The 26,572-nt window shown below is 71.7% G+C and carries 27 protein-coding genes; 12 read left to right on the forward strand and 15 right to left on the reverse strand.

Annotated features, from left to right (window positions below; translation table 11 throughout):
* Nucleotides 1–181 precede the first annotated feature (181 nt).
* The gene (locus DA075_RS31295) at nucleotides 182–1,066 is read left to right on the forward strand and encodes an HpcH/HpaI aldolase/citrate lyase family protein (RefSeq protein ID WP_099957051.1); all 885 of its coding nucleotides are present in this window, start codon (nucleotides 182–184) and stop codon (nucleotides 1,064–1,066) included.
* Nucleotides 1,067–1,258: 192 nt separating this feature from the next.
* On the forward strand, nucleotides 1,259–1,612 hold the full coding sequence (locus DA075_RS31300; RefSeq protein WP_099957052.1) for a hypothetical protein: 354 nt from the start codon (nucleotides 1,259–1,261) through the stop codon (nucleotides 1,610–1,612).
* 70 nt (nucleotides 1,613–1,682) lie between these two features.
* On the opposite strand, the gene DA075_RS31305 is transcribed toward DA075_RS31300, so the two are convergent.
* Entirely contained in the window at nucleotides 1,683–2,087 is a 405-nt protein-coding gene (locus DA075_RS31305; RefSeq protein ID WP_099957053.1) for a hypothetical protein, read from the reverse strand.
* A gap of 252 nt (nucleotides 2,088–2,339) precedes the next feature.
* Here DA075_RS31305 and DA075_RS31310 point away from each other — a divergent pair, with 252 nt between their 5' ends.
* The 4 genes from DA075_RS31310 (at nucleotide 2,340) to DA075_RS31325 (ending at nucleotide 5,615) form a co-directional block, all read left to right on the forward strand.
* Nucleotides 2,340–3,590, forward strand: coding sequence for a pilus assembly protein (locus DA075_RS31310; protein WP_164712574.1), 1,251 nt, complete (start codon nucleotides 2,340–2,342; stop codon nucleotides 3,588–3,590).
* A gap of 133 nt (nucleotides 3,591–3,723) precedes the next feature.
* On the forward strand, nucleotides 3,724–4,110 hold the full coding sequence (locus DA075_RS31315; RefSeq protein ID WP_099957055.1) for a phasin: 387 nt from the start codon (nucleotides 3,724–3,726) through the stop codon (nucleotides 4,108–4,110).
* 322 nt (nucleotides 4,111–4,432) lie between these two features.
* On the forward strand, nucleotides 4,433–5,278 hold the full coding sequence (locus DA075_RS31320) for a phasin family protein (protein ID WP_099957056.1): 846 nt from the start codon (nucleotides 4,433–4,435) through the stop codon (nucleotides 5,276–5,278).
* A gap of 70 nt (nucleotides 5,279–5,348) precedes the next feature.
* The gene (locus DA075_RS31325) at nucleotides 5,349–5,615 is read left to right on the forward strand and encodes a hypothetical protein (RefSeq protein ID WP_099957057.1); all 267 of its coding nucleotides are present in this window, start codon (nucleotides 5,349–5,351) and stop codon (nucleotides 5,613–5,615) included.
* 150 nt (nucleotides 5,616–5,765) lie between these two features.
* Here DA075_RS31325 and DA075_RS31330 read toward each other — a convergent pair whose 3' ends face one another.
* The 4 genes from DA075_RS31330 to DA075_RS31345 all read right to left on the reverse strand — a co-directional run bounded on the left by DA075_RS31330 (nucleotide 5,766) and on the right by DA075_RS31345 (nucleotide 9,060).
* Nucleotides 5,766–6,026, reverse strand: a complete 261-nt coding sequence (locus tag DA075_RS31330; RefSeq protein WP_099957058.1) for a hypothetical protein — start codon at nucleotides 6,024–6,026, stop codon at nucleotides 5,766–5,768.
* Between the two features lie 116 nt (nucleotides 6,027–6,142).
* Nucleotides 6,143–6,988, reverse strand: a complete 846-nt coding sequence (locus DA075_RS31335) for a class I SAM-dependent methyltransferase (protein ID WP_099957059.1) — start codon at nucleotides 6,986–6,988, stop codon at nucleotides 6,143–6,145.
* On the reverse strand, nucleotides 6,985–8,034 hold the full coding sequence (locus DA075_RS31340) for a lysylphosphatidylglycerol synthase domain-containing protein (protein ID WP_099957060.1): 1,050 nt from the start codon (nucleotides 8,032–8,034) through the stop codon (nucleotides 6,985–6,987). The genes DA075_RS31335 and DA075_RS31340 overlap by 4 nt, the downstream gene beginning before the upstream one ends.
* A 138-nt stretch (nucleotides 8,035–8,172) precedes the next feature.
* Entirely contained in the window at nucleotides 8,173–9,060 is an 888-nt protein-coding gene (locus DA075_RS31345) for an alpha/beta hydrolase (RefSeq protein WP_099957061.1), read from the reverse strand.
* 180 nt (nucleotides 9,061–9,240) lie between these two features.
* On the opposite strand from DA075_RS31345, the gene DA075_RS31350 reads away from it, so the two are divergent.
* Complete coding sequence (locus DA075_RS31350) at nucleotides 9,241–9,867, forward strand: GNAT family N-acetyltransferase (protein ID WP_244936696.1); 627 nt, start codon at nucleotides 9,241–9,243, stop codon at nucleotides 9,865–9,867.
* Between the two features lie 4 nt (nucleotides 9,868–9,871).
* Here the strand turns inward: DA075_RS31350 and fliJ are convergent, their stop codons facing one another.
* Both fliJ and fliI read right to left on the reverse strand, forming a co-directional pair.
* Entirely contained in the window at nucleotides 9,872–10,279 is a 408-nt protein-coding gene (gene fliJ, locus DA075_RS31355) for a flagellar export protein FliJ (protein WP_048431487.1), read from the reverse strand.
* A 92-nt stretch (nucleotides 10,280–10,371) separates the two neighbouring features.
* The gene (gene fliI / locus DA075_RS31360) at nucleotides 10,372–11,736 is read right to left on the reverse strand and encodes a flagellar protein export ATPase FliI (RefSeq protein ID WP_099957555.1); all 1,365 of its coding nucleotides are present in this window, start codon (nucleotides 11,734–11,736) and stop codon (nucleotides 10,372–10,374) included.
* Nucleotides 11,737–12,166: 430 nt separating this feature from the next.
* Here fliI and ctrA point away from each other — a divergent pair, with 430 nt between their 5' ends.
* Nucleotides 12,167–12,868, forward strand: coding sequence for a response regulator transcription factor CtrA (gene ctrA / locus DA075_RS31365; protein WP_048450105.1), 702 nt, complete (start codon nucleotides 12,167–12,169; stop codon nucleotides 12,866–12,868).
* Between the two features lie 669 nt (nucleotides 12,869–13,537).
* Here the strand turns inward: ctrA and DA075_RS31370 are convergent.
* The 6 genes from DA075_RS31370 to chpT all read right to left on the reverse strand — a co-directional run bounded on the left by DA075_RS31370 (nucleotide 13,538) and on the right by chpT (nucleotide 20,442).
* Nucleotides 13,538–14,455, reverse strand: a complete 918-nt coding sequence (locus DA075_RS31370; protein ID WP_099957062.1) for a CheR family methyltransferase — start codon at nucleotides 14,453–14,455, stop codon at nucleotides 13,538–13,540.
* A gap of 40 nt (nucleotides 14,456–14,495) precedes the next feature.
* Nucleotides 14,496–15,686 carry a protein-glutamate methylesterase/protein-glutamine glutaminase gene (locus DA075_RS31375; protein ID WP_099957063.1) on the reverse strand — a complete coding sequence of 397 codons (1,191 nt, stop codon included), beginning with the start codon at nucleotides 15,684–15,686 and terminating at the stop codon, nucleotides 14,496–14,498.
* A gap of 188 nt (nucleotides 15,687–15,874) precedes the next feature.
* A complete protein-coding gene (locus DA075_RS31380) occupies nucleotides 15,875–16,240 on the reverse strand; it encodes a response regulator (RefSeq protein WP_099957064.1) in 366 nt (121 codons plus the stop codon).
* Nucleotides 16,241–16,256: 16 nt separating this feature from the next.
* Nucleotides 16,257–16,757, reverse strand: a complete 501-nt coding sequence (locus tag DA075_RS31385; RefSeq protein ID WP_099957065.1) for a chemotaxis protein CheW — start codon at nucleotides 16,755–16,757, stop codon at nucleotides 16,257–16,259.
* 84 nt (nucleotides 16,758–16,841) lie between these two features.
* A complete protein-coding gene (locus DA075_RS31390) occupies nucleotides 16,842–19,571 on the reverse strand; it encodes a hybrid sensor histidine kinase/response regulator (protein ID WP_099957066.1) in 2,730 nt (909 codons plus the stop codon).
* Nucleotides 19,572–19,752: 181 nt separating this feature from the next.
* On the reverse strand, nucleotides 19,753–20,442 hold the full coding sequence (chpT, locus tag DA075_RS31395) for a histidine phosphotransferase ChpT (RefSeq protein WP_099957067.1): 690 nt from the start codon (nucleotides 20,440–20,442) through the stop codon (nucleotides 19,753–19,755).
* Nucleotides 20,443–20,605: 163 nt separating this feature from the next.
* Between chpT and DA075_RS31400 the strand changes: the two genes are divergently transcribed.
* Complete coding sequence (locus tag DA075_RS31400) at nucleotides 20,606–21,484, forward strand: 3'(2'),5'-bisphosphate nucleotidase CysQ family protein (protein ID WP_099957068.1); 879 nt, start codon at nucleotides 20,606–20,608, stop codon at nucleotides 21,482–21,484.
* 49 nt (nucleotides 21,485–21,533) lie between these two features.
* On the opposite strand, the gene DA075_RS31405 is transcribed toward DA075_RS31400, so the two are convergent.
* Nucleotides 21,534–22,016, reverse strand: coding sequence for a YHS domain-containing (seleno)protein (locus tag DA075_RS31405; RefSeq protein WP_099957069.1), 483 nt, complete (start codon nucleotides 22,014–22,016; stop codon nucleotides 21,534–21,536).
* Between the two features lie 102 nt (nucleotides 22,017–22,118).
* On the opposite strand from DA075_RS31405, the gene DA075_RS31410 reads away from it, so the two are divergent.
* From DA075_RS31410 to DA075_RS31420, 3 genes are all read left to right on the forward strand, one after another.
* Nucleotides 22,119–22,757: a DUF1134 domain-containing protein gene (locus DA075_RS31410; RefSeq protein ID WP_099957070.1), complete on the forward strand. Its 639-nt coding sequence runs from the start codon at nucleotides 22,119–22,121 to the stop codon at nucleotides 22,755–22,757.
* 163 nt (nucleotides 22,758–22,920) lie between these two features.
* Nucleotides 22,921–23,805, forward strand: coding sequence for a hypothetical protein (locus DA075_RS31415; RefSeq protein ID WP_099957071.1), 885 nt, complete (start codon nucleotides 22,921–22,923; stop codon nucleotides 23,803–23,805).
* Between the two features lie 287 nt (nucleotides 23,806–24,092).
* On the forward strand, nucleotides 24,093–24,338 hold the full coding sequence (locus DA075_RS31420; protein WP_099957072.1) for a 3',5'-cyclic-nucleotide phosphodiesterase: 246 nt from the start codon (nucleotides 24,093–24,095) through the stop codon (nucleotides 24,336–24,338).
* Nucleotides 24,339–24,360: 22 nt separating this feature from the next.
* Here DA075_RS31420 and DA075_RS31425 read toward each other — a convergent pair whose 3' ends face one another.
* The gene (locus DA075_RS31425) at nucleotides 24,361–26,469 is read right to left on the reverse strand and encodes a hybrid sensor histidine kinase/response regulator (protein WP_099957073.1); all 2,109 of its coding nucleotides are present in this window, start codon (nucleotides 26,467–26,469) and stop codon (nucleotides 24,361–24,363) included.
* Nucleotides 26,470–26,572 lie beyond the last annotated feature (103 nt).

Genomic DNA, 26,572 nt, shown 5'->3' on the forward strand with positions numbered 1-26,572 from the left:
CGATGCCACGGCGTCCGGCGCATCAGCGCCGACGCCCGTTCGGGCTTAGCCAGCGCCTTCGAACGGGTCCGTTCAGGGCGCGGCGGTACAAGCCCACTGGCCCACCGCCCGGTTGCGCACCATGTTGCAACGCAATCGGACGCTGCCGTAATCAGGGGGGCGACCGCAAGGGAACCCCGCGATGATCGATCTCCGCCTCCGCCGCAGCGTGCTCTACATGCCGGGCTCCAACCCGCGCGCCTTGGAGAAGGCGCGCACGCTCGCGGCCGATGCCCTGATCCTGGACCTCGAGGACGCGGTGGCGCCCGACGCCAAGGACCTCGCCCGCGAGCAAGTCTGCGCCGCGGTCCGCCAGGGCGGCTACGGCGAGCGCGAGCTGATCATCCGGGTCAACGCCCCTCAGACCCCCTGGGGCGAGGCCGACCTGCGCGCCGCGATCGAGGCGAAGCCCGACGCGATCCTGATGCCGAAGGTCTCCTCCCCGGCGGTGCTCGAGAACATCGCCGACCGGCTGGAGGCCCTCGACGCGCCGGCGGAGATCAAGATCTGGGCGATGATCGAGACCCCGGCCTCGATCCTCAACATCCAGGCGATCGCCGCGGCCCGGCGCAACCCGGGCACCCGGCTCACCTGCTTCGTGCTCGGCACCAACGACCTCGCCAAGGACACCTGGACGCAGATCGTGCCCGGCCGGGCCCCGATGATGCCCTGGCTGATGACGGCGCTCGCCGGCGCCCGCGCCGAGGGCCTGACCATCCTGGACGGCGTCTACAACAACTTCTCCGATCTCGACGGCTGCCGCCAGGAATGCGAGCAGGCCCGCATCCTCGGCTTCGACGGCAAGACGCTGATCCATCCGAGCCAGATCCCGCTCGCCAACGCCGCCTTCGCGCCGACGGAGGAGGAGGTCGCGGTGGCCCGCACCGTGATCGAGACCTACGAGCGTCCCGAGAACGCCAAGCGCGGCGCGATCCAGATCAACGGCCGGATGTTCGAGCGCCAGCACATCCCGATGGCCCGCCGCTCGGTGGCCTGGGCCGAGGCGATCGCTGCGAAGGGTCAGTAATCCGCGGCTGTGCCGCGCGAATCATCCGGGCTTGACGCCCGGATGGTTGCAGCGCACAAATTGCTGAGAAATAATTTACGCGCGATCTCCGGGGGCGCTCCCGAAGCCGCGACGCCCGGCTCCGCCGGGTCATCCTTTGGCGCTCCCTCTCTGCCGGCGCCGCTCCGCGACAGACACGCGACGGAGATGCCCATGCGCTGCGCGCCTCCCGCCTTCGAGACCATCTTCCGCATTCCGGGCGGGCACCGGCTGGAGAGCGCCGGCATGCTCGGCCGCGGCGGACGGGTGTTCGGGATCTGCTGGTTCCACCGGGAATACGACCGGCACGACCGCCTGGTGGCACGCTACGAGACCTATGACGAGGTCGGGGCGGACGGCGCGCCGCGCTGCGGCTGGCGCCGCTACGACGAGACCGGCCGCCTCACCCTCGGGCACGAGGTCGGCATGCGCTGGGCCGCCCTGGTCGAGAGCCTGTCGCGCCGCGAGGCCGAGACGGCGCTGCAATCTCCGCGGCAAAGCGCAGAACTCGACTGCCTCCCGGCCTGACGGGCCGGGCGACGCGCCGGCTTCCTGACCGTGACGGATCGTTGCCGCGCCGGCTACCTTACCGCGCCGGCTACCTTACCGCCGGCTTCTTGGCCTCGGCGGCCGGGGTGATGCTGCCGGTCTGGGTCACCTTGTCCTTCGCCTGATCGAGGCGCTTGGTCAGCGAGGCGAGGTCGCGCTGCGTCGCGGCGAGCTGGGCCTTGGCCTTGTCGCGGGTCGCGCCGAGCTGGGCGATCTCGTCCCGCGCTGCGGCGATCTTGGCCTGACGGTCGCGCAGCTCGGCCTCGACGTCCTGGAACTGCTTGACGCGTGCGGCGAACGCGTCGCGCTGGCTCTCGGCCTCCGCGAGCTGGGCCCGGAGCGCGCTCTTGCCCGACGAGGAGACGCCGTAGGCGCCCCAGCCCGACAGGGTGCCGAGACCGAGAATACCGGCCGCGAGGACGGCGGGATGGGGGCGGAACCGCAGGGCACGCATCGGCAGTCCTCGTCAGATACTCGTAGGGCTGCCTTCGGCAGCTGAGGATGTCCCGAACCCGGGAACACGACTGTCCCTGATTATGATGCGGCTTCGTTAACACGAGCTTGCCGCGATTCGTGGCCGGAAACCTTAACGAAGCATGATGGACACGGCCTCATGCTCCAGGACCTCGTCACCGAACCCTTAACATTCGCATTGTTAGATCTTGCTCGTAACGGCAACGAGCGGCACCGGGAGGGCGTCCCATCGATGAGGCGGCTGTTCGATGGTTTCCGGCGCGACCGCAGCGGCGGCGTCGCGGTGATCATGGCCCTGACGATGATTCCCCTCGCCTTCCTGGCCGGGGCCGGCATCGATTACGCCCGCGGCGCCGGGATCCGGGCGAAGCTCCAGACCGCCACCGACGCGGCGGTGCTGGCGGTCATCCGCGAGGCGCCGGTCCTGACGACCGACGCCGATTTCCGGTCCCGCGCCCGGGCCCTCTTCGACGCGAGCTTCCCGGCCCAGGCCGGTGTGACCGTGACCCGCTTCACGCCGGTCCGCGCCGGCACGCAGGTGACGGTGAGCGCCACCGCTCAGGTGGACATGACGCTCGGACGGTTGATGCGGACCGGGCCGCTCGAGGTCAGCGGCACGTCGCAGGCGATGTCGGGTGGAAAGTCCGTCGAGATCGCACTGGTGCTCGACAATACCGGCTCGATGAACAGTTCCGGCAAGCTTCCCGCCCTGAAGCAGGCGGCGAAGGATTTCCTGAGCTACCTCGACAAGGTCGTGTTGACCCGCGACAGTGCCAAGGTCGCCCTGGTGCCGTTCTCGACCCAGGTGAATCTCGGCACCGCAGTCACTGACGCGGCCTGGCTGAACTACACGAAGGTCGGCTCCGTCAGCGAGGGGACCTGGAAGGGCTGCGTCACCGACCGCGACCAGCCCTACGACGTGCAGGTGCCGAACGCCGAACCCGGCCGTGCCGACGCCTATCCGGCGGACAAATGCGCATCGATGTCTTACGGCAAGCCGACCCTGACGGCGGTCCGCCCGCTCAGCACCGACTATCCCGGGCTAGCCGCCGCCATCGACAGCATGAGCGCGGGCGGCGACACCAACGTCACCATCGGCGTGGCCTGGGGCATGGAGGCCCTCACGCCCTACGGCCCGCTCAACACCGCGACGAGCCTCACCGACGACCGCGTCAGCAAGATCATGATCGTGCTGACCGACGGACTGAACACCGACAATCGCTGGGACGGCGTCTGCGCGGGCAAATGGTGGTACGGTCGCAGCTCCGACTGCATCGATACCCGCACGCTCGCGGCCTGCGCGGCGGCGAAGGAGGCCGGCATCACCATCTACACGGTGCGGGTGATCGACGGGAACACCAATATGCTGAAGTCGTGCGCCTCCAAGGACGGCTTCTTCTACAACGTCGTCACGGCGAACGATCTGAGGCCGGCGTTCCAGAGCATCGGCAGCTCGATCGCGCAGTTTCGGCTCACGCAGTAGCGCGGCGTCGCGCCTGCGCAAGGGCAGGCTGCACGCGACCCGTTGACTTGCGCGCTGCATTGCAGCATCGTGTTTGCTGCGTCGCACAAATCCTCACGGGCGGCGCGCGTAGCGAGAGCCAGAGGCCACGCCCATGAGCAGCACCCAGAAGCCCTTCGAGATCCCGACCGAGATGCGCGACTTCGCCGAGAAGGGCGTCCAGAACGCCCGTACGGCGTTCGGCACGTTCCTCGGCTCCGCCCGCAAGCTCGCCGAGACCGTGCAGTCCTCGACCCAGACCTCGCAGACCGGCATGGGCGCCGCCGTGGCCCGCGGCTTCGACTACACCGAGCAGCACGCCACCGCGACCTTCGACCTCGCCGAGAAGCTCGTGCGCAGCCGCGACGTCAAGGAGGCGCTTGAGCTGCAGGGCGAGTACATGCGCAATCAGATGAGCGCGCTGCAGAACCAGGCGAAGGAATTCGCCACCCTGTCCGAGTCGATCAAGGCCGACCTGACCAAGACCCAGGCCAAGGCGTAAGCGAGGTCCGATCAGGCCGAGGATGGGGGCCGAGGGACCCGGCGGGGCGTGGCGTCGCCGCGCGTCGACGAGCGCGTCCGGGCCGGACACCGTCTTCCGGCCTGGCGACATCGGCCCTGCCGCTCGGCCGGGATGAGACCGGCGGCGCGTCACGGCGCGCCGTCGATGGCCGCGCGGCCTCGTCCGCGCCCACCTGCCGGTGCCCCGGACGAGCCTGCCGGCGCTCCGGCTCCGCGCGTCCGCCCCCGCATCGGGTGAGGGCGGCCGCCCGCCGGGTGACGCGCCAGGGACGCGGCGCCCGCTACTCCGAGGAGGCCGAGCCATGACCACGACGCGCCGCACCGACAGAACCCGCAAGCCGCCCCGCCGCCCTCCCGTCCGGGCAGCCGCGCGGGCGGACGATCCTGCCAAAACCAGCGAGACGACCTCCGGCGAGACGGCGTCCGACGAGGTGATCGTGGCCGAGGCCGAGACCTCGACCGAGCTGGAACAGGCCGAGACCGAGCAGCCCGGCACCGCGCCGGCTGCCGAGGCCGAGGACGCGCCGGAGGAGGCCTCCGTCACCGAGCCGGAGCAGGAAGCCGCGGCTGAGGAGCCCATCGAGCCGAGGGCCGACGAAGGCGAGTCCAAGACCGACGAGGCACCGGAGAAGTCCTCGACCGAGACGCCCGTCGTCCCGGAGCTGGCTGACCAGGAGCCGGTAGCCCAAGAGCCTGTGGCCGAAGTCGCTGCGGCCGGGAGCGAGCAGGCCCCGGCGCAGAATCCGGACGCCCCTGACGCCGCTCCGCCGGTGGCCGAGATCCCCCTGGCCGAGCCCCCCCTGGCCGAGCCGGTCGCGGACGAGGCTCCCGCCGTCGCGACCGCCGATGATTCGGCCCCGGCGCCGGAGCAGCCCGGTCCGACGGGCCGGGAGGAGATTCCGCTCGCCGCCATGCAGGGCTTCGTCGAGATCAACGGTCGGCTCGTGGCCTTCTTCCAGGGCGAGAGCCAGGCCGCCCTCGCCTTCTGGAAGGCCGCGCTCGCGGTCCGCAGCCCGGGCGACCTCGCGCAGCTTCAGGCCGCCGAGATGAGCCGGGCCGTCGATGCGGCCATCGCCTGCTGGACGGACCTCGCCCGCCGGATGGGGCGTCTCCCGGCCTTCGCGGCGCCCCGCGCCCGCGCCGCTTGATCCCGCTTGGGCCGGCACCACCATGGTGCCGGCCTCCGCCTGCGATTTGCAAAATGCGAAGGAGCCCAGGATGTTGGACGCTTGGTACGCGACCGCGATGCTCGCCATGGAATCCCAGAGGGTCATCGAGCTGCGCATGGTCAAGCTCGCCTGGGGTGGCCTCGCCGGTCAGGTCGAGGCGCAGCGGATGGTCAGCGAGAAGATCGGCGCGGCCCTCGAGGCGACGGGCACCCTGCTCGGCGGCGGCACACCGGAGGCGGTGATCGACCGCTATCGCGAACATGTCCGCAACAACGTCGAGCGCCTCTCCGCGCCGACCCACCCCAACGGTCACTGAGAGACCGCCGATCTCTCCTGCGCGACTGGTCGCGCGGGCCATCGGATCGGCATCGGAGCCTCGCCGACCGCACCCGACCTCGTCGCGATACTCTGGATCCCCGGCGCCGCAGGCTGCGGCGGGCCGGGCGCGCGAAGGGTCTTCGTCACGCTAGTTGATCGCGCAGAAGCCTGCGCCGGATCCGAACACCCGGCCGGTGCACCAGGGCCGTGCCTGCGCCGGAGCGGGTGCCGGGATTGCCTCGCGCCGCCCGACCCGCACGGTCGTACCCGTGGTCATCGGCTCGGGCCCGCCGGCATCGGCCGCCGCCGTCTGCATCCGGGGCTCCTGCGCGGGAGCCTGCGCCGCTGCGGGCGCCACCGTCGCCAGGATGCTCAAGGTGATGAGCCCGACCGTCAGACCTGCACGCATCGCCTTAACCCCCTCGCGGCCGCAGGATGCGGCCGGGTGCGGGGCCAGGATGGCCTGGCGGCGTTAATCCCTCATCGCCATCGATCGGCGGCATTCGATCGATCGGCGTGAAAATCTCATGCCTTGCGCAGCCACAGGCTGGTCTCGAAGGCACCCCGTGGCAGGGGCAGCCGCGAGAGGACGCCGTCGAGCGGCCAGCCCGTCCCGACCGCGACGTAGCGGCTGGCGAAGAGCGGGGCATAGGCGCCGCCCTGGAGCAGCGTCCCGACCATCAATTGCTCGTTGTAGCCGCGCCAGGCCCATTCCTCGGGATAGGCGTCCGGCAGGAAGATGTCGTGCAGATGCACGATCACGCCGGCGCGCAAGCGCGGAAGGACATCGAGGAGGAGCCGGTCGACATCGGTGCCCGGCATCGCGACGTGGCTCGAATCGATGAACAGGACATCGCCGGGTTCGAGGGCGGCCGCCTCTTCGGCATCCGCGGGGCCGAACAGCCGCGCCGCGTGGCGCAGGCCGAGGCCGGTGAGGGGCGCGCGGGGCGCCGGGTCGATGCAGGTGATCGCGGTCGGAAGGCCGGCGTCGCGGACGGCTTGCGCGAGGAAGCGGGTCGAGTGGCCCGAGCCGATCTCGACGATGCGGCGGGGCCGCTCGCGCCGCACCAGGGCGTAGGCGGCGGCCGCGTCGAGGCGCGGGAACCAGTCCTGCGTGAACCGCGCCGGCCGCTCGCCGACGAGGTCGGGGCCGCCGGCCATGATGCGGTCGAGATCGGGGGCGCAGGCCTCGATCGCCGCCAGCACTGCCCGAAAGGTGGGCTCGGCCTCCGAAAAGATCGGGCGGAGGGCCGGGTAGCCCTCCGCCCGCGCCTCACCGGCATGCCGGTACGGGATCAGGAAGCCGCCCGGCCGGAGGCCAAGCAGGGTGCTGAGACCGAGCCCGGCGCGGCGCAGACGAGGGCGGCTCATACGGCCTTGCGCACCTTGACGTCATGCAGGTCCGGGGTGATGCCGGGCCCGTCGACCGGCGGCGGCGGCACGGTGTCGGGAGACTTCGCCTTGTTGCGCAGCGCATCGGCGAGCCGGCCGCGCTCGAACAGCAGCACCACGCCGATCGCCAGGGCGAAGGGCAGGAGCAGGTAGAACAGGCGGAAGATCAGGACGGCGGCGAGCACGTCGGTCTTCGGCAGGTCCGGCATCGCCGTGATGAAGACGAGCTCGAACACCCCGATGCCGCCCGGCGCGTTGGAGACCAGCGCCACCGAGAACGAGGCCAGGAACACTGCGAGCACGACCAGGAAGCCCGGATTCCCGACTTCCGGCAGGGCGAAGTAGATGATGCCGGCGGCACCGAGCAGTTCGAGCGGCGCGGCGATCAGCTGGCGGCCCATGATGTTGGGGCGCGGATACTCGATCTTGAACGAGCGGATGTGCAGCGGCCGGAAATGCAGGATCGAGCCGATGACGTAGAGGGCGACGAAGCCGAGGAGGCCGAAGCCGACGAGGCGGGCGGTGGTCGGGCTCGCGAGCACCGGCGGCAGCAGGCTCGCCACGCGCTGCAGCAGCTCGGGCTCCAGCACCAGGACCAGGCCGCCGAGGAAGGCCGTGCCGAGGCCGAAGGTGAAGGAGCAGAGCGCCACCAGCACCGCCACCTGCGCCGGCGAGAGGCCCTTCGACGTGTAGGCGCGGTAGCGCACCACCGCGCCGGAGAACACCGAGGCGCCGATATTGTGCGACAGCGCGTAGGTGGTGAAGGAGCAGACCGAGACGAAGAGCCACGAAATGCCCTTCACGCCCAGGTGCAGGAGCGCGATCCGGTCGTACCAGGCCAATGCGCCGTAGGCGACCAGGGTCGAGGCGACGGCCAGCGCGTAGCGGTGCGGCGGGATCGCCGCCAGGCTCGCCTTCACGTCCGCGAAGGACAGGCCCTTCAGCAGGTGCCACAGCAGATAGACCGAGACCACGACGGCCCCGAGGCCGATGACCGGCCAGATGAACTCCTTGATCTTCTTCATCGCGGTCCCGTCACGTCCCCTTCTCGCGCGCGCTTCTGCCCGACCCTGCGGGCGACCGCAAGGACGGCCCCACGCCGGCGGGGCCGTCCTTTCATGGGATCGTGACGGTTTCGTGCCGGCCGCGAGGTGGCGCCTCTCTCAGGCGCCCCTGGCGTCGAGCCAGTCGAGGAGCAGGCGGGCGACGCCCTCCGAGCCGAGATCGAGCTGCAGGAAATGCGCGATGCCCGGCACGGTGCGGTGCTCGGCGCCGTGATAGAGCGCCGTGCGCCACGTCGTCGCCGGCCAGATCATGCGGTCGTCGGCGCCGCCGAGCACCAGGGCCGGCACGCCCGCGAAGGCCGCCGAGAGCGGCAGGCTCGGCCAATGCGCCTCGGCGAGGGCCATCGGGCTCTCGGCCGACATCCGGGCGGCGTAGTTCTGGGCCCGCTCCAGCGGCAGCCCTTCCGAGAAGAGCCAGTGCCGGGCGAGCGCCACCGCCGGCTCGCGGCCCGGGAGCAGCGAGCCCGCCAGCGCCTCGACCCAGAACCCCGCATCGGTCATCGCGATGCGCGGGCCGACGACGCCGAGGCCCTCCGGCGGCAAGGAGGCCATCAGGACGAGTCCGCGCAAGGGCACGCGGCCGAGGACCCGCTGCGCCAGCAGCCCGCCGAGCGAATGCCCGACCAGCACCGGCGGCTCGCGCCATTGCGAGAGGGCCAGCGTCAGGTCGGCGAGGTAATCGGTCAGCGAGGCGGATCGCAGGTCGCGTCCGCCCTGGCTGCGGCCGTGGCCGCGCAGGCTCACCGCGGCGGCGCGGCGGCCGCGCCGGGCGAGGTGGGGAAGGAAGATCTCCTCGAACATCCACGCGCCCCCGAAGGCGCCGTGCACGAACAGGAGCGGCGCGCCGCGGGGCTCGCCGGCGGGCTCCGCCTCGATCCATTCGAGGGCCGGGCCGTCGCGGCGCTCGATCATGCGGCGCGACACCTGAGCGCGCGGCTCGGTGACGACCGTGAAGCGGCGCCGGTCCCGCGCCTGTGCGTCGTGCATGATCGTGCCTCTCAACGGTCCGGCGAGCGGCCCGGCTCATATCTAACGGTCAAGCCCCGTTCGCCCAGTCGTCCGGACGGCGCGGAGCCCGCATCCGGACAGCGTGGCACGAGAAAGCTTGACATAGGGGAAACGGGCCGGCCCCCTCGTCCCGCCACCCCGACAGGAGACCTTGCCGCCGTGAGCGAACACCCGACCGACCCACCGCGCCTGGCCCTCGACGGATATACCCCGGTGCCGCCGACCCATGTCGCGGCCGTGGTGACCTATCTGGAGATGCGGGAGCCCCCTCCCCCTCTGTCGCGGGAGCCTGAACCTGAGCCTCTTCGGCTCGCGGAGATCGGGGCGGATCTCGCCCGTTACCGGGCGCTCTACGCCGCGATCGGGGAACCCTGGCTGTGGTTCGGCCGCGCCCGATTGACCGACGACGCGCTCCTGACGATCTTGAGCGATCCTGACGTCGAGGCCCTCGCCCTCATCGAGGACGGGCGCGACATCGGCCTCCTCGAACTCGACTGGCGGCAAACCGGCGAGGCGGAGCTCGCCTATTTCGGCCTCGTGCCGGAAGCGGTCGGCCAGGGCCGGGGACGCCGGCTGATGGAGGCGGCCGTGGCCCGCGCCTTCGCTCGCCCGATCGGGCGGTTCTGGGTGCATACCTGCACCCTCGATCATCCGGGGGCCGTCGCGTTCTACCGGCGCTCGGGCTTCCGCCCCTACGCCCGGGCGATCGAGGTGACGCCGGACCCGCGGCTCACCGGCGACCTGCCCCGCGACGCGGCCGGGCAGATCCCGTTGCTGGCAGAGTAATGCGTCAGGCCCGGGCGCGGCCGAGGCCGATCGCGTCCATGCTGGCCTGGTCGCGGGCGTTCTCGGCGGCGCGCTCGCCCGAGCGCTCGCGGTCGTCGAGGATCTCGACCTTCTTCAGCTCCTCGAAGGCTTCGGCGAGGGCCGCCTTGGCCGCGGCGAGCTGGACGTCGAGGTCCTCGGCCGAGCGGCGGATGTTGTCGCGGCGCTGCGCCGCCGCGCGGGCATAGGTCGGATAGGCGAAATGGGCCGGATCGGAGATCCCGGCCCGCTGCTCCTCCTGGCCGATCTCGCGATCGAGGTCGGCGGCCATACGGGCGAAATCGGCGATCATCGCCTCGATTTGCGCGACTTTGCGGCGCTTCTCGTCGGCCTGGAAGCGGCGCAGCCGGATGAGCGTGTCCCGCGACTTCATTGTTACTCCACTCCCGCCAGCGGCTTGCGGCCGAGCTGTGAGCCCGCCACGCGCCGTCATGCGGCCGCGTCGGCGGACCGCGCGACCGGCCCTCACGGCTCGCCGACGATCGCGGCGAGGCGTTCGTAACCCTCGCGGATGGAGGTTGCTTCTTCCTTACCCTGCCCCAGAAAAGCCTCCAGATCCGGCATCAGGCCGATCGCTTCGTCCACCTCCGGCGAGCTGCCGGGGCGATAGGCGCCGAGCCGGATCAGCTCCTCCATGTCGGCATAGGTCGAGAGCACCCGGCGGGCGCGGCGCACCACGGGCAGGAAATCCGGGTCGCAGGAGCGCGGCATGGTGCGGGAGACCGAGCGCAGCACGTTGATCGCCGGGTAGCGCCCGCGCTCGGCGATCGCCCGCTCCATCACGATATGCCCGTCGAGGATGCCCCGCACCGCATCGGCCACCGGCTCGTTGTGGTCGTCGCCCTCGACCAGCACGGTGAACAGGCCGGTGATCGCCCCCTCGCCCGTCCCGGGCCCGGCCCGCTCGAGCAGGCGCGGCAATTCGGAGAAGACGGTGGGCGTGTAGCCCTTCGCGGTCGGCGGCTCGCCGGCGGCCAGCCCGATGTCGCGCTGGGCCATGGCGAAGCGGGTGATCGAATCGACCATGCACAGGACCTGCGCGCCGGAATCGCGAAAGTGCTCGGCCAGCGCGAAGGTGACGTAGGCGGCGTTGCGGCGCATCAGGGCCGGCTCGTCGGACGTGGCGACCACCACGACCGAGCGGGCGAGTCCCTCCTCCCCGAGATCGTCCTGGAGGAATTCCTGCACCTCGCGGCCGCGCTCGCCGACGAGGCCGATCACCGCGACGTCGGCGGCGGTGTAGCGCGCCAGCATCGACAGCAGCACCGACTTGCCGACGCCGGAGCCGGCGAAGATGCCCATGCGCTGGCCGGCGCACATCGTCAGGAAGGTGTTGATGCAGCGCACCCCGAGATCGAGGGGCGGGCCGACCCGGCGCCGCGCATGGGCGGGCGGCGGATCGGCCTGGAGGCCGTAAGCGGCCGGCCCGGGCGGCAGCGGTCCCTTCCCGTCGATCGGGCGCCCCAGCGCGTCGACGACGCGGCCGAGCCAGGCGTGGCTCGGCCGGATCGCACCCGCGCCCTCCGCCCGCACCCGGGCCGGGCAGCCCCGGCGCACCCCCTGGAGCGAGCCGAACGGCATCGCCAGCGCGTGGGGGCCGGAGAAGCCGATGATCTCGCAGGGCACGGCGGTGCCGGCGGCCTCGTTCACCACGACGTCGAGCCGGCCGCCCAGCCGCATCGCCGCCACCGGGCCGGCCACCTCGATCAGGAGGCCGCGCACCGCCGCCACCCGGCCGAAGGTCTCGACCTCCTCGATGCCCGCCAGCGCCGCGTGCGCGGCGTCGAAGCGCCCTCCTCCGGGCCGGGACCCGCCCGTGAACCCGCTCATGGCACCATCCTGTTGATACGAGGCCGTTTCCCGGACCGTGATGCTGCCATTGCCGGATTCCATCAACGATCCATTTACCCCTCTCCTTAACACTGAGGCAGATGGGATCCGCGGCAGGTCCCCGGAGGTTCTCCGGGGCGTGGCGCGGGCGCAACATCAGGGCAGGCCTCAATGATGCGAGTCATTTAGGCCGCCCGACAGGGGCGGATGCAGGTATGCTAACGCGATTCGGCCGGAACGGAACGCCAACCCGCAAGGGGCCGGCCCGTCAGGCGGTTTCCTAACCGCTTGCGGGACCGGAGCAGGGTTTGTTAACCGTTCAGGCATAGCGTCGCGGTTCGGAAGATAACGGGCGTCCCCCACGGGCCGGTGGGAGACGGGCGGCGGGGGCTTGCCTTAACCCTTGAGGGCCAGGGCTTGGGGACCTGAGATGCGGGTACTTCTGATCGAGGACGACAGCGCGACAGCGCAGAGCATCGAACTGATGCTCAAGTCCGAGAATTTTAACACCTACACGACCGACCTCGGCGAGGAAGGTGTCGATCTCGGCAAGCTGTACGACTACGACATCATCCTTTTGGACCTGAACCTGCCTGACATGTCGGGCTACGAGGTTCTGCGTTCGCTGCGGGTGGCGAAGGTGAAGACCCCGATCCTGATCCTCTCCGGCATGGCCGGGATCGAGGACAAGGTGAAGGGCCTCGGCTTCGGAGCCGATGACTACCTCACCAAACCTTTCCACAAAGATGAACTGGTCGCGAGAATCCACGCGATCGTGCGCCGGTCGAAGGGCCACGCGCAGTCGGTGATCACCACCGGCGACCTGATCGTGAACCTCGACCAGAAGACCGTCGAGGTATCGGGCGCCCGGGTGCACCTCACCGGCAAGGAGTACCAGATGCTGGAGCTCCTCAGCCTGCGCAAGGGCACCACGCTCACCAAGGAGATGTTCCTGAACCATCTCTACGGCGGGATGGACGAGCCCGAGCTGAAGATCATCGACGTGTTCATCTGCAAGCTCCGCAAGAAGCTCGCGAATGCCAGCCAGGGCAAGAACTACATCGAGACGGTCTGGGGCCGCGGCTACGTGCTGCGCGAGCCGACCGAGGACGAGGACCGCATCGCGGTCTGACGACCGGCCCCATCCGGGTCGGACGGCGAAAGAACCCCGCTCCGGCGGGGTTTTTTCGTTGGTGGCTGAAACGATGTCGGGCTGTGCTGCCGGTCCGGGCCCGGCGGGCTACGCGGCGGTTTGCCAGGGACGCGTCCTGGGTCGCATGCGCCGGATCAGCACCCGCATCAGGGGACGATCCCCGTGCGATCGATCCCGGCGGAGCAAGAGTGTCCGCCCGAGGCGATCACCGGAATCGATTCCGAAAATCGGCTTCATACCAGCGCGCCCTCGCATCGACGTGTCGATGCGAGGGCGTCCGGCGCATCAGCGCCGGCGCCCGCTCGGGCTTAGCCGCATCGATCCACGGGCCGCGAAGGCGGAGACCGGGACGATCCGGCGGGTGTCAGATCGGCCAAGACGAATCGCGGAGGGTCTGAACCTTGGAGAGGATGTCAGGTTCCGGGCCTCGGGGCGCCGCCCGGGAACGCCACCATCCTCCTCCGCCCACCTTGCGCAGAGCTGTTGCGATGCAAAGGTCGGGCATGGCCCCGGCTCCTGGCCGGGGTGAGACGCGGGCCATGCCGCCTCCCCGCGACGGCGCCGGGCCGCTCCGGTAAGGCCGAACGCATCCTTGTGCAGAGAGCCGCGCTGCGGCGCCCGCAGCCCGACCGCCGCGAGGGCCGCGCCTCAGCGCGCCGCCCAGCGCAGACCAGCCACGGCGGCCGTCGGTACGGCCGAGGCCCCGAGGCTCGGTGTCAAACCACTCGGGACCACGACGCCTGGGCTCGCGCCGGCCCTGGCGTGGCGGTAGAGGCCGCGATGCTCGGGATCGGGCATCAGCGTCTCGGTGATGCCGATCACCGTCTCGGCGGCGCCGAGCAGCACCGCGCCGTCCGGGGCGAGCTGGTCGGCGATCCGGCGCAGCACGTCGGCCTTGGTCGCCGTGTCGAAGTAGATCAGCACGTTGCGGCAATAGACGATGTCGAAGGTGCCGAGCTGCTCGAACGGCTGCAGCAGGTTGAGCGGCCGGAAATCGATCATCTGGCGCAAGCCGTCCGCGATGCGCCACTGCTCGCCCACCTGCGTGAAGTGCTTGAGCATCAGCTGCACGGGCAGGCCGCGCTGGACCTCGAACTGGTTGTAGAGGCCGATCTTGGCCTTCTCCAGCACCTCGGTCGAGAGGTCGGTGGCGACGATCTCGACCCGCCAGCCGGAGAGCCGGGGTGCCGCTTCCGCCAGCAGCATCGCCAGCGAGTACGGCTCCTGGCCGGTCGAGGCGGCGGCGCACCAGATCCGCAGGCGCCGCTGGCCGGCCCGGGCCGTCAGTGCCCCGGGCAGCAGCACATCGCGAAAAAGGTCGAACGGCGTGCGGTCGCGGAAGAAGAACGTCTCGTTGGTCGTCATCGCCTCGACCACCGCGCGCTCGATGGCGCTGTCGCGGGCGAGCCGCAGGCAGCCGATCAGCTCGGTCAGCCCGGCAAGGTTGAAGCGCCGGCAGACCGGCGAGAGGCGGCTCTCGACCAGGTAGCGCTTCTCCGCCGTCAGGGCGAGGCCGGAGCGCTGCTTGAGGTAGAGGCGGAGGAAATCGAACTCGGTCTCGGTCATCGACGCGGCATCCTCCCCGGGATCCGTGGCAGGATTCGCATCAGTGGCCGCCCGGACCGGCGATGGCGGTCCGCAGGGCCGGGCCGATGGCCGGCAGCGGCAGGATCTCATGGGCGTAGCCGGCCCGCACCAGGCTGCCGGGCATGCCCCAGACGGTCGAGGTGGCCTCGTCCTGGGCGAGCATGACGCCGCCGGCATCCACCAGGGCCTTGGCGCCCTTGGTGCCATCCGAGCCCATGCCGGTGAGCACCACCGACAGGGTCGCGGCGCCGTAGACCTCCGCGGCGTCGCGGAACATCACGTCGACCGCCGGGCGGCAGAAATTGACCGGCGGGCCGTCGTTGAGCTGGATCACCGTCTCGGTTGCGCTGCCGGAGAGGCCCATATGGCGCCCGCCGGGAGCGACGTAGACGGTGCCGGGGCGCACCGGCTCGCCGTGCTTGGCCTCCGCCGCCGGCAGGCCGATCCGGGCGCCGAGATGCTCCGCGAAGACGGCGGTGAAGACCGGCGGCATGTGCTGGACGATCAGGACCGGAACGCGCCGCAGGGTCGCGGCGCCGATGCTCTCGAGCACCTCCCCGACCGCCCGCGGCCCGCCGGTCGACGACCCGATGAGCAGGCAGCGCGGCGGGGTGACGCGCAGGGGGCGCGGGCGCACGCTCACCGGGGCCGCCGCCGCGGCCGGGCGCGGCACCGGCGCCGGCGCGGCGGCCGTGCGCTCGGGCAGACCGACCGGGCCGGGCCGCTCGGGCAGAGCCGCCGGGCGCGCCCGCGGCCGGTTGCGCAGGTCGGCCCCGAGCATCCGGATCTTCTGGACCAGGTCCTCGCGGAAGCTCGCCTGGGTGGTGACCCCGCGATTGCCCTCGGGCTTGGGCAGGTAGTCGATCGCGCCGAGCGCCAGGCAGCGCAGGGAGATCTCCGCATTGCGCTGAGTCAGGGTCGACATCATCACGACCTGGAGCCCGGGGCGCTTGGCAAGCATCCGGGGCAGTGCCTGGGTGCCGTCGAGTTCCGGCATCTCGATGTCGAGGAGCACGATGTCGGGCTGGACCCGGTCGAGGGCATCGAGCGCGATACGGCCGTTCGAGGCGGTGCCGACGATCTCGCAGCCGGCCTCCTCGAGCCAGCGCGAGACCAGGCCGCGGACCACGACGGAATCGTCGGCGACGAGGACGCGGATGCGCGGTCCGGCGCTCGGTGACGGGGTGGAGGGCGCGGCGGATGCAGCCATGGCGTGTCTCGGTGGGCGCGCCGCGGGGCGGGCCGGGGGATCGGGCTCCGGTGCGTAGCCGGGGCGTCTCGGTCGTCTCGTCGTTCGCGCGGGCCGGCCCGTCGGGCTTGGGCTCACGGCGCCGTCGGCCTCTCAGGTGAGGCCGACGGCGCGATCTGTCTCAGGCGAGGCCCATCGTGCGGTCGGTCTCAAGCGAGGCCGACCGCCTGGAGCTTGGCGGTCATGATGTCCTTGTCGAAGGGCTTCATGATGTACTCGTCGGCGCCGGCATGCAGGGCCCGGGCGATCGACGCGACGTCGTTCTCGATGGTGCAGAACAGCACCTTCGGCTGGTCGCCCTCGGGCAGCCGCCGGAGGGCGCGCAGGACCTCGTACCCGTCCATGTGCGGCATGTTCCAGTCGAGCAGGACGGCGTCCGGCATGTGCGCCTGGCACAGCTCGACCGCCTGGCGGCCGTCCTCGGCCTCCGCCACCCGGAAGCCGAGGCCTTCGATGATCCGACGCGCCACCTTGCGGATCACCGCAGAGTCGTCGACGATCAGGCAGGTTCTCATCCGGCTTTTCCCGGGATCACGCCGCGCTGGCCGTCTTGCGCTCGTCGCCGAAGGCGAGGACCGCTTCGACGTCGAGGATGATCAGCAGCCGGCCGTCGAGGCGGTGCACCCCGCGCGAGATCGCGCGCCAGCGGGTGTCGAGATGGACCGGGTTCGGCTCGTAGGTATCGGTGGCAAGCTTCATCACCTCGCCGACCTGGTCGACGAGCAGGCCGTAGGCCTCGCCGCCATGCTCCAGGCCCACCGCCATGTTGCGGCCGTCGCCGGTGCGGTCGGGCAGGCCGAGGCGCCGGCGCAGGCAGAGCGCCGTGACGACCCGGCCGCGCAGGTTGAGCAGGCCCTTGATTTCCGGTGGTGCCAGCGGGACGTCGGTGAGGTTGGTGGCGATGAAGACGTCGTGCACACGGTCGATCGGCAGGCCGAACAGCTCGTCGCCGAGCAGCACGGTCACGTAGTCGGTCGTCTCGCCGGTGGACGGCGCAGGCGTGCCGGCGGTGTTGGTGTTGGCAGCCATCATGGGCGGGACTCGAGGCGGTATGAGGGCGTGGCAGGCGATGTCTGGGGCCCGGATGCCCGAAGGCACCCGGGCTTCGGCGAGCGATCAGGCCGCGGCGTCGAGGGGGGCGCTGGTGATCTCGTTCACGGCCGCCACCAGGCCGGACCGGTCGAACTTCGCCACGCAATCGGCGACGCCGAGCGCCCGGGCGCGGGCGAGCGAATCCGGCGCCATCGTGCCGGCCAAGGCGACCACCGGCATCGTGGCGAGCCGGCCGCCCGCCTTGCGCATCGCCTCGATCAGGTCGAAGCCTGAGCGGCCCGGCATCTCGAGGTCGCAGACCACGAGGTCGAAGCGGGCCTCGCCGCCGAGATGACGCAGGGCCTCCTCGGCGTCGCCGGCCGGGGTGACGCGGAAGCCGGCCGCCTTCAGCACCGGGGTCAGCATCTCGCGGAAGAAGGCCGAGTCGTCGACGAGGAGCAGGCTCGGGGCCTTCGGCACCGCGCGATGCACCGCCTGGCCCCAATCGTCGTGGGCGAGCGGCAGGTAGTGGGCGATGTTGACGATCTCGGTCGCCCGGTTGCGCACCACCGCCGAGCCGATCAGGTCGGAGCGCTCGGTCACCAGTTCGACGTCCAGCACCTCGTCGACGATGTCGACGATCTCGTCGACCACGAGGCCCATCGAGCGCTCGCCGTCCGAGAACACCACCAGGGCCTGGGCGCCCTCGCGCTTCATGCCTTGCGCCGGATCGGCCGGGACGAGCGGCATCAGACGGCCGCGATACTGGATCAGCGGACGCCCGCCGACCCACTCGATCTTCGCCGCGTCGATCTCCTCCAGGCGCGTGACCAGGGAGAGCGGCACGGCCTTCAGCGCGTCGCCGCCGCCCTTGAACACCAGGAGCGTCACCGCCTGATCGGCACCGGTCTCCTCGCCCTCGGCCTCCGCCTCGACCTCGCCGGGCTGGCCGCTCGCCGTGCCGGAGCCGACCATCCGGGCGACGCCGTTCGGATCGATGATCAGCACCACCGCGCCGTCGCCGAGGATCGTGTTGCCCGAGAAGAGCGGGATGTGCCGCAGCTTCGTGGACATCGGCTTCACGACGATCTCTTCCGTGTGGAAGACGCCGTCGACCAGGATGCCGAAGCGCTGGCGCCCGACCTGGCTCACCACCACGAAGCCCTCGTCGCTCGAGGCCGGGGCGTCGGGCGCGTCGAGCCCGAGCATCTTGGCGACCGGCACGATCGGCAGCAGGCGGTCGCGCAGGCGCAGGACCGGCGAGCCGTTGATGCGCTCCACCGCGTGGTCGGTGCCGGGCTGCACCCGCACCAGCTCCAGCACCGAGACCTGCGGGATCGCGAAGCGGTGCTCGCGGGCCGAGACGATCAGGGCGGCCACGATCGCCAGCGTCAGCGGGATCTTGATCGTGAAGGTGGTGCCCCGGCCGAGCTGGGTCTGGATGTCGATCGTGCCGCCGATCAGCTCGATGTTGGTCTTCACCACGTCCATGCCGACGCCGCGGCCGGAGACCGAGGTGACCGCCTTGGCGGTGGAGAAGCCGGCATGGAAGATGAACTTCGCCACCTGGGCGTCGGTCATCCGCTCGACCTCCGCCTCCGTGGCGACGCCGCGCTCGACCGCCTTGCGGCGGATCGCCTGCAGGTCGAGGCCCTTGCCGTCGTCGGCGATCTCGATCGTGATCGTGCCGCCCTCGTGGAACGCGTTGAGGCGGATCGTGCCCTTCTCGGGCTTGCCGGCCGACTTGCGCTCCGCGCCCGACTCGATGCCGTGATCGGCCGAGTTGCGCACCATGTGGGTGAGCGGGTCCTTGATGACCTCGAGGACCTGGCGGTCCAGCTCGGTCTCGGCGCCCTGCATCACCAGGTCGATCTTCTTGCCGAGTTCCGACGAGAGGTCGCGCACCACCCGCGGCAGCTTCTGCCAGGCCGACCCGATCGGCTGCATGCGGGTCTTCATCACCCCTTCCTGCAGCTCGGCGGTAACGTGGGACAGGCGCTGCAGCGGCACCTTGTAGTTGCCGTCCTCGTGACGGCGGGCGATCTCGAGCAGCTGGTTGCGGGTCAGCACCAGCTCCGAGACCATGGTCATCAGGTGCTCGAGGGTGTCGACGTTCACGCGGATCGTCTGCACCTTGCTGACCGGCGAGCTTTCCGTCTCGGCCGCGGGCTGCTCGGCCCGTGCCGCTTCGGGACGCGCCGGCTCGGGCCGGCGGGGCTCCACGGGAGCCGGCGCGGGTGGCGCCGCCTCCTGGCGCACGGGCTCGGATGCCGGCACCGGCGCCGCGGCCGCGACCTCGGGGCCGGGCGTGTCGCGGAAGGCGCGCTCAAGGTCGTCGAGGGAGACCTCGCCGGGCTTCAGGGCTCGCTCGAGCACCTGGAGCACCAGGGTGCCGGAGGTCTCCGGAGGGGCGACGGGAACCGGCTCGGGCGCCGGCACCGGCCCCTCCGACATGCGATCGAGGGCGCCGATCAGGTCCTCGTCGATGCCGGCGGGCTCGGCGGCAGTGCGCTCCAGCTCGGCCACGATCAGCTTGATCCGGTCGAGGGTCTGCAGGATCAGGCTGACGGCCGGGCTCGTCACCGGCATGCCGTCGCGGAACTTGCCCATCAGGGTCTCGGCCGCGTGCGCCAGCGCCTCGAGGCGGGGCAGGCCGAGGAATCCGCAGGTGCCCTTGATGGTGTGCACCAGCCGGAAGATGTTCCGCAGGATCGTCTGGTTGTTCGGATCCTGCTCGAATCGGACGAGTTCGAGGTCGACAGTGTCCAGGTGCTCACCTGTCTCCGTCAGGAACTCACGCAACAAATCGTCCATCGCGGCCACTCGTCGATCCACGCAGGATCTCTGCGCCGTGTCAGGCTGCCATGGGAGCCTTTATGATCCGTTGCCGGAAAACCTCACACTGGCCGGGTCCCGGTCGCAAATCCGACCGGGACCGGAGAAAAGCCCCGGCTGCGGGCGGGGATGAGGCCCGCTCCGGGTTTCGGCCTCGGGGTTAGATGCCGTTACCGTCGGCGCCGGTGTCGGCGTCGGGCTCGGCCGGGGCGGCGGGCTCGGCCCGGATCGTGACCGTGTCGCCGTCGATCGAGAACCGCACGCCCATCTCGGCGGCCCGGGCGACGAGGCCCGCATAGAAGGGCTGGATCGCGTGGGCGTCGACGGTGCCGCTCGCCGGCGTGCCGGCGATCAGCGCCTCGACATGGGGCGGGATGCGCGCGTAGGCGCCCTTGGCGGTGAGCACGAAGACCGGCGCCTCGGCCTCCCCGGTGACCGCGACGTCGATCGCGCCGCCCCGCGGGATCGCCGTGACGGCGATGACCACCAGGTTCAGGAGCAGCTTGACCTTGTTCTTCGGGAACAGCGCCCGGGGCGCGCTCCAGGACAGCTGGGTCTTGTCGTCGCCGAACATGCCGCGGGCGACGTTCTCGGCATCGGCGAGGTCGATGCTGGCGCCCGCCGAGCCCGCGGCCCCGAAGGCGATGCGGGCGAATTGCAGCCGGGCCGAGGCCTGCCTGGCGCTCTTGCGGATCAGGTCGAGGGCGAAGTCGCGCATCTCGGCGCTGTCCTCGTCCTCGAGCACCTCGAGGCCGTTCACGATGGCGCCGACCGGGCTGATGACGTCGTGGCAGACCCGCGAGCAGAGCAGCGCCGAGAGGTCGAGGGCGTCGAGGGTGACGGTGGTCATGGGGGGCTCCGCGGGGCCGGCAGATGGTGTCGAGTCGCGGCGGCGCCCGCCACGGTTTGCCGGCACGGATAGCCGCCGCGGGCCGGTTTGAAAAGGCGATCCCGCACGCTCCGTCTCGCCCGGACCGGTCGACAAACCCGCCGGCGCCGGGCATGACGGGGGCATGACGCCCGCCCCGATGACCTGCGGCCCGACGCCCGTCCTCTCCCTCGACCGCGTGCCCGAGCCTGCCGAGCGCGACGCCGTCGCGGTCCGGCTCGCCGAGATCGCCTGCGCGGCCGGCGTGATCCTGCGGCGCTACGAGCTGGGCGGCTGCCGCCATCACCTCAAGGAGGACGGCTCGCCGACGAGCCAGGCCGACCTCGCCGCCGAAGCGCAGATCGTCGCCGCCTTGGCCGAGACCTGGCCCGGCATCCCGGTCATCGCCGAGGAGACCGCCGCCGAGGCCGCCCCCGCCGCCCTGTTCTTCCTCGTCGACCCGCTCGACGGCACCAAGGACTTCCTGAAGGGCACCGGCGAGTACACGGTCAACATCGCCCTCGTGTCCGGCGAGCGGCCGGTCGCGGCGGCGCTCGCCGCGCCGGCCCTCGGCCGGGTCTGGGCCGCCGGGGATCGCGCCGTCGAGGCGCCGATCGTCGAGGGCGTGCCGGGCGCGTTCACGCCGGTCGCGGCGCGGCCCGTCCCGGCGGAGGGGATGACGGCTCTCGTCAGCCGCAGTCACGGCGAGGCGGCGGACGAGGCCTGCCTCGCGGCGTTGCCGATCGGACGGCGGCGCGGGGTTTCCTCGGCCCTGAAGTTCGGCCTCCTGGCCTGCGGCGAGGGCGACGTCTATGTCCGCTGCGGCCCGACCATGGAATGGGACACGGCCGCGGGCGACCACGTCCTGACCCAGGCCGGCGGCCGCCTGGTCGGCCCGGACGGCGCGCCCTTCGGCTACGGCCGCCGGCCCGGCCAGTACCGCAACGGCCCCTTCGCGGCCTTCGGCGACCCGGCCTATGCCGCCCGCGCGGTGCTGCCGGCGACGAGCCCGAAGCGGGCGTGACGCTCGCCCGGCACGGTCCCGAGCCGGGAGCGCGGGCCCGCCCGGGATCTCAGCCGCCGAGCGCGGCGTCGGACCGCAGGAGCGGCCAGCGCGCCTCCGCCGCGTCGATGACCGTCATGTCGGCCCGCTTGCGGCGGTCCGCATCGCGGAACAGGTAGAGCCTGTCGTCGCGCAGGGCCGCCACCAGGGGATCGGCCTCGACGAGCCGGCCGCCGGCCACGCCCTCCGGATCGAATCCACCGAGGCGCGGCGCATAGGCCTCGGGGGCATGCGCGAAGGCGCCGCGATTCGCCGCGGACGCGAAGCGCCAGACCAGGCCCGACCAGGTGAATTCATGCGTCTCCACGCCCGGCGCGGGCGTGGGTCCGAGCCGGTAGGAGACCGGATCGAAGCCGCGCAGGGCGAGCGCAGTCAGGGGGTCGGCGACGTAGAGCCCCGGCACCCCGAGCGGCGTCTCGCCGCGGGCCGGCCGGCCCATCAAGGCGGGCAGGAGCGACAGCGCGCCGCGCCGCGTTAACCGGATCTTACCCATATTCGCTGCATCTGTGGCATCCCGCCGCCCGTCCGCGCCGGCTCCCGCGGGCTCCCGCCCGACGGGACCGACAGAGACCTTCTAAAGCCGGGACGCTAACGAATGCTCTCAGCCTCCTCCGCCACTTCAGGTCGGCAGACATCCGGGAATTCGCGCGGGGTCTCGCGCCGGCGCGCCCTCGCGGCCCTCCTCGTCGGTACCCCCGCGATGCTGGCCGCCCTGCCCGGCCCCGCCGCCGCGCAGGGGCCGGGCGATCCGGGCACCTTCCAGCCGCGGGAGATCATCGATTCGGGCCACCAGTTCTTCGGCTCGGTGTCGCGCGGCCTCGCCCTGACGGTGCAGGAGGCGACCCGCCGCTGGGGCGAGCCCAACGGCTACATCCTCGGCCAGGAGGCCTCCGGCGCCATCATCGGCGGCGTGCGCTTCGGCGAGGGCACGCTGTTCACCCGCAATGCCGGCCAGCGCAAGGTGTTCTGGCAGGGGCCGTCCCTCGGCTTCGACGTCGGCGGCGACGGCGCCCGCACGATGATGCTGATCTACAACCTGCCGCGGGTGAACGCGCTCTACCGCCGCTTCGTCGGCATGGACGGCTCGGCCTACGTGGTCGGCGGCTTCGGCATGTCGGCGGTGACCGCCGACAACATCGTGGTGGTGCCGATCCGCGCCGGGGTCGGGGCGCGCTTCGGGATCAATGTCGGCTACCTGAAGTTCACCGATTCGCCGACCTGGAACCCGTTCTGAGGGAACCGGCCGCGTCCGGCCGCGCTGGTCCTGGCGGCCGTCCCGTGGCAGGGTCCGGCCGCGCCGCCCGCGCCTGGCTCCCATGCCCCCGCGCGGGTGCGCCGATCGTATCCACCGTCCGCGCGGGGCTGATCCGCCCGGACGCCGAGAGAGTATCGCCCGGGTGATCGAGTCCCTGATGTTCGCGGCGCTGGGGTTCCTCGCCGCCAGTCTGTGCGCCCTTTTGATCCTGCCGGCGCTCAACGCCCGGGCCGAACGCCTGACGCGGCGCCGGCTGGAGGCGCTCTACCCGATGTCGATCGTCGAGCTGACCGCCGAGAAGGACCACCTGCGGGCCGAGTTCGCGGTGCGGGAGCGCCAGCTCGAGCGCCGGGTCGAGGAGGCGCAGGCCGCGCGCCGGGCCGAGATGGAGGAGATGGGCCGGCGCACCGTGCGCATCGGCGCGCTGACCCAGGAGATCGAGCGGCGGGACGCCCACCTCGCCGAGATCGAGCGCGACCTCGCGGCAGCGCGCGGCAACCTCGCCCAGATCCAGGGGGAGCTGGCCGAGGCCCGCACCGCCCGCGCCGCCGCCGAGGAGGCGATGCGGGCGCTGGAGGGCCCCTACCAGCGGGCTCTGGCCGAGTTGTCCGTCTTGCGCGGCGAGGTCGAGGCGAGCCGCACCGGCCAGGCCGAGGCCGAGACGGCCCGGGGCATCGCCGAGGAGCGGGTGCGGGCCAGCCGCGGGCAAGTGGCCGCGGCGGGCGAAAGCGTCGCCAGCGCCGCCCGCGAGCAGATCCAGGCACTGGAGGATGCGCTCGCCAACCTCAATACCCGCCACGAGGCCGAGGCCGAGGCGGCCCGGGCCGAGATCGCGCGGCTGCACCAGGCGCTTCAGGAGGCGTCGCGGGCTGGCTCCCCGCCCCCCACCGCCGAGATTGCCGCGCAGAACGCCGCCCTGGAGCGCCGGATCGTCGAGGTGGCCGACGCTCTGATGCAGGGGCAGGGTCGGCCCGAGCCGCGCCTGCCACAGGCGACGCCCCTGCCGACGCCCGCCACGGCCGGATGATGGCGGTGACGGATCCCGCAAGAGGTTGATGACAGGGAGGGCGGTGTGCTCTGCGGCACATCGCTGCCTCGCCGGGAGGCGCGCGACTGCGCCGCGCCGCGCCGGAAACAGCCCGGAAACACATTCCAAGACCTTGTGGGGACAAGGCTTTCCCGCTCCGGACGGCACGCCTGGCCGCGCCCGGTCGCCCTCCTCCCCGCATCGGCCTCGTTCCCCGGCCCTTGTCAGGCTGCGGGTTTCGGGCCATGTCGCTGCCACTTCCCACGCTCTGCAAGGCTTCGACAGACATGATGCTCAGGCCGATGTCGCTCGCTCTCCTGACTGCCGGCAGCCTGGTCGTGCTCGCCGGACCGGCCCTCGCCCAGCGGGACGACCCCAACCTAAAGAAGTACTGCACCGGCGACTACATGACCTATTGCGGCAACCTGCCGCCCGACAGCCCCGAGGTCGACCGCTGCTTCGAAAAGAACATGAGCAAGATTTCGGTCAACTGCAAGAAGGCGATCGACTACTACGAGCAGACCCACAAGTAGGTCGCTCGGAAGAGGCCTCGGCTCACGCCGAGGCCTCTTCCCGGCTCGCGGCCTCCAGGGCCTCGGCGAGGGCCTCGATGGTGAAGGGCTTGCGCAACACCGTCTCGCCGGGCGCCGGGCGCGGGCCCTCCTGCTCGTCGTCCCGCGGATGGCCGGTGGCGAAGATCACCCGCAGGTCGGGCCGCCGCCGCCGCGCCTCGGCTGCCAGCGTCGGCCCGTCGATGCCCGGCATCACCACGTCGGTGAACAGCACCGCCACGTCCCGCTCGCTCTCCAGGGCGGCCAAGGCCGCCGCCCCGTCCGGCGCCGTCACGGTGCGGTAGCCGAGCTCGCCGATCGTCTCGGCACTGGCCAGCCGCACCGCGGCGTCGTCCTCCACCACCAGCACCGTCTGCCGGGCCCGGCCGGGCAAAGCGGCGGCGAGACGCGACCGGCCCGCGGTTTCGGCCGGGATCCCGTCGGCGCTCACCGGCAGCGTCAGCTCGATGGCGGTGCCTTTGCCGGGCTGGCTGTCGATGCGCACACGCCCGCCCGACTGGGTGACGAAGCCGTAGACCTGGCTCAAGCCCAAGCCCGTGCCTCGCCCCTGCGGCTTGGTGGTGAAGAACGGCTCGAAGGCGCGCGCCACCACGTCGGGCGGCATGCCGGTGCCGGTGTCCCGCACCGTGACGGAGACGGCCTCCCGGCCGTCGTCGAGGGTGCCGTGGGAGGTCTCCAGCGAGAGCCGTCCGCCGCCCGGCATCGCGTCGCGGGCATTGACCGCGAGGTTGAGGATGGCGTTCTCGAGCTGGTTCTGGTCGACGAAGATCGCCGGGGGATCGGCCATCAGCCGGGTCTCGACCAGGACTGTCTCGCCCAGCGTGCGCCGCAGGAGATCGATCATGCCGCCGACGAGGCGGTTCGGGTCGGTCGGGCGCGGCTCCAAAGGCTGCTGGCGCGCGAAGGCGAGGAGCCGGTGGGTGAGCTTCGCCGCCCGGTCGGTGCCGTCGAGGGCGCCGGCGATGAAGCGGCCGACATCGGTGTCGCCCCGGGCGATGCGGCGCTGCACCAGCTCGAGGGAGCCGGTGATGACGGCGAGCAGGTTGTTGAAATCGTGGGCGATGCCGCCCGTCAGCTGGCCCACCGCCTCCATCTTCTGCGACTGGCGCAGCTGGCTCTCGGCGGCGAGGCGCTGGGCATGCTCGCGCTTGAGGTCGGCCAGCGCCTGCTGCTCGGCCCGCGCCCGGGCGAGCGCCAGCCAGGCCATCAGCACCAGGGTCAGGGCCGAGACGGTGGCGACGAGGCCGTAGACCCGGAGGTTGTCGTACCATCGGTCGAGGGCGATCACGGTCTCGACCGAGAAGGCGACCTCGACCGGGTAATCGCCGATGCGGCGCCAGGCATAGAGCCGCTCGGCCTCGCCCGGCGGGGTGCCGGTGGCCGCGCCTCCTTGCGGCCGGGCGCGGATCGCCCGCAGCAGCGGATCGCCCGGGGCCAGCCGCTCGTCGACGTCGGGGCCCGGCGGCTCGCGCACCAGCACGGCGCCGTCGGCGCGCAGGAGCATCGCCCGGTGATCGGTCGGGGCGGCGATCTCGGCGTAGAAGCGGGCGAAGTACTCGGTGCCCAGCGCGATCACGATCACCCCGTCGAAGCGCCCGTCATCGGTCGAGCGCCGGCGGCTGACCATGAAGGCGGTGGTGCCGTCCGCCTCCCGCACCGCGGGGCTGACATAGATGCCGATGTCCCGCGGCCGGTGGACCGAGAAGACGTCGCGGGCCGCCAGGTCGCGGCCGAGATCGGCCTCGCGGCTCGACGCCTGGATCTTGCCCTGCGGATCGACCACCCACACCGCCCGGGCCTGGGCGAGGGGCGCCTTCAGGCTCGCCAGGAAGCCGCCGGTGGCGGGCGCCGCGATCTGGCTCCAGCTGCGGTCGAAGACATAGTCGTCGACCCGGTCCATCGCCAGCTCGGCGGTGTCGAACACCTTCGAGGCGTGCTCGTGCATCACCGCCGCGGTGCGGACCACGGCGCTGTCCTCTTCCCGCAGGACCTCGGCCCGGTTCCACCACGCCGCGCCCACCAGGACGACGCACGGCACCAGGAAAGCCGCGGCGACGAGGAGCTGGTGCAGCCGCACCGTCGAAAGGCTCACGGGACACTCACAAACGCGGCGGAAAGCCGACGCGGCGATCGGCCAAAAGCTTAACTGTTCGTTAGCGGATTGGCGAGCGAAACGATCGCCGCACCGTCGCGCC

Source organism: Methylobacterium currus (genome assembly GCF_003058325.1).
Taxonomy (GTDB): Bacteria; Pseudomonadota; Alphaproteobacteria; order Rhizobiales; family Beijerinckiaceae; genus Methylobacterium; species Methylobacterium currus.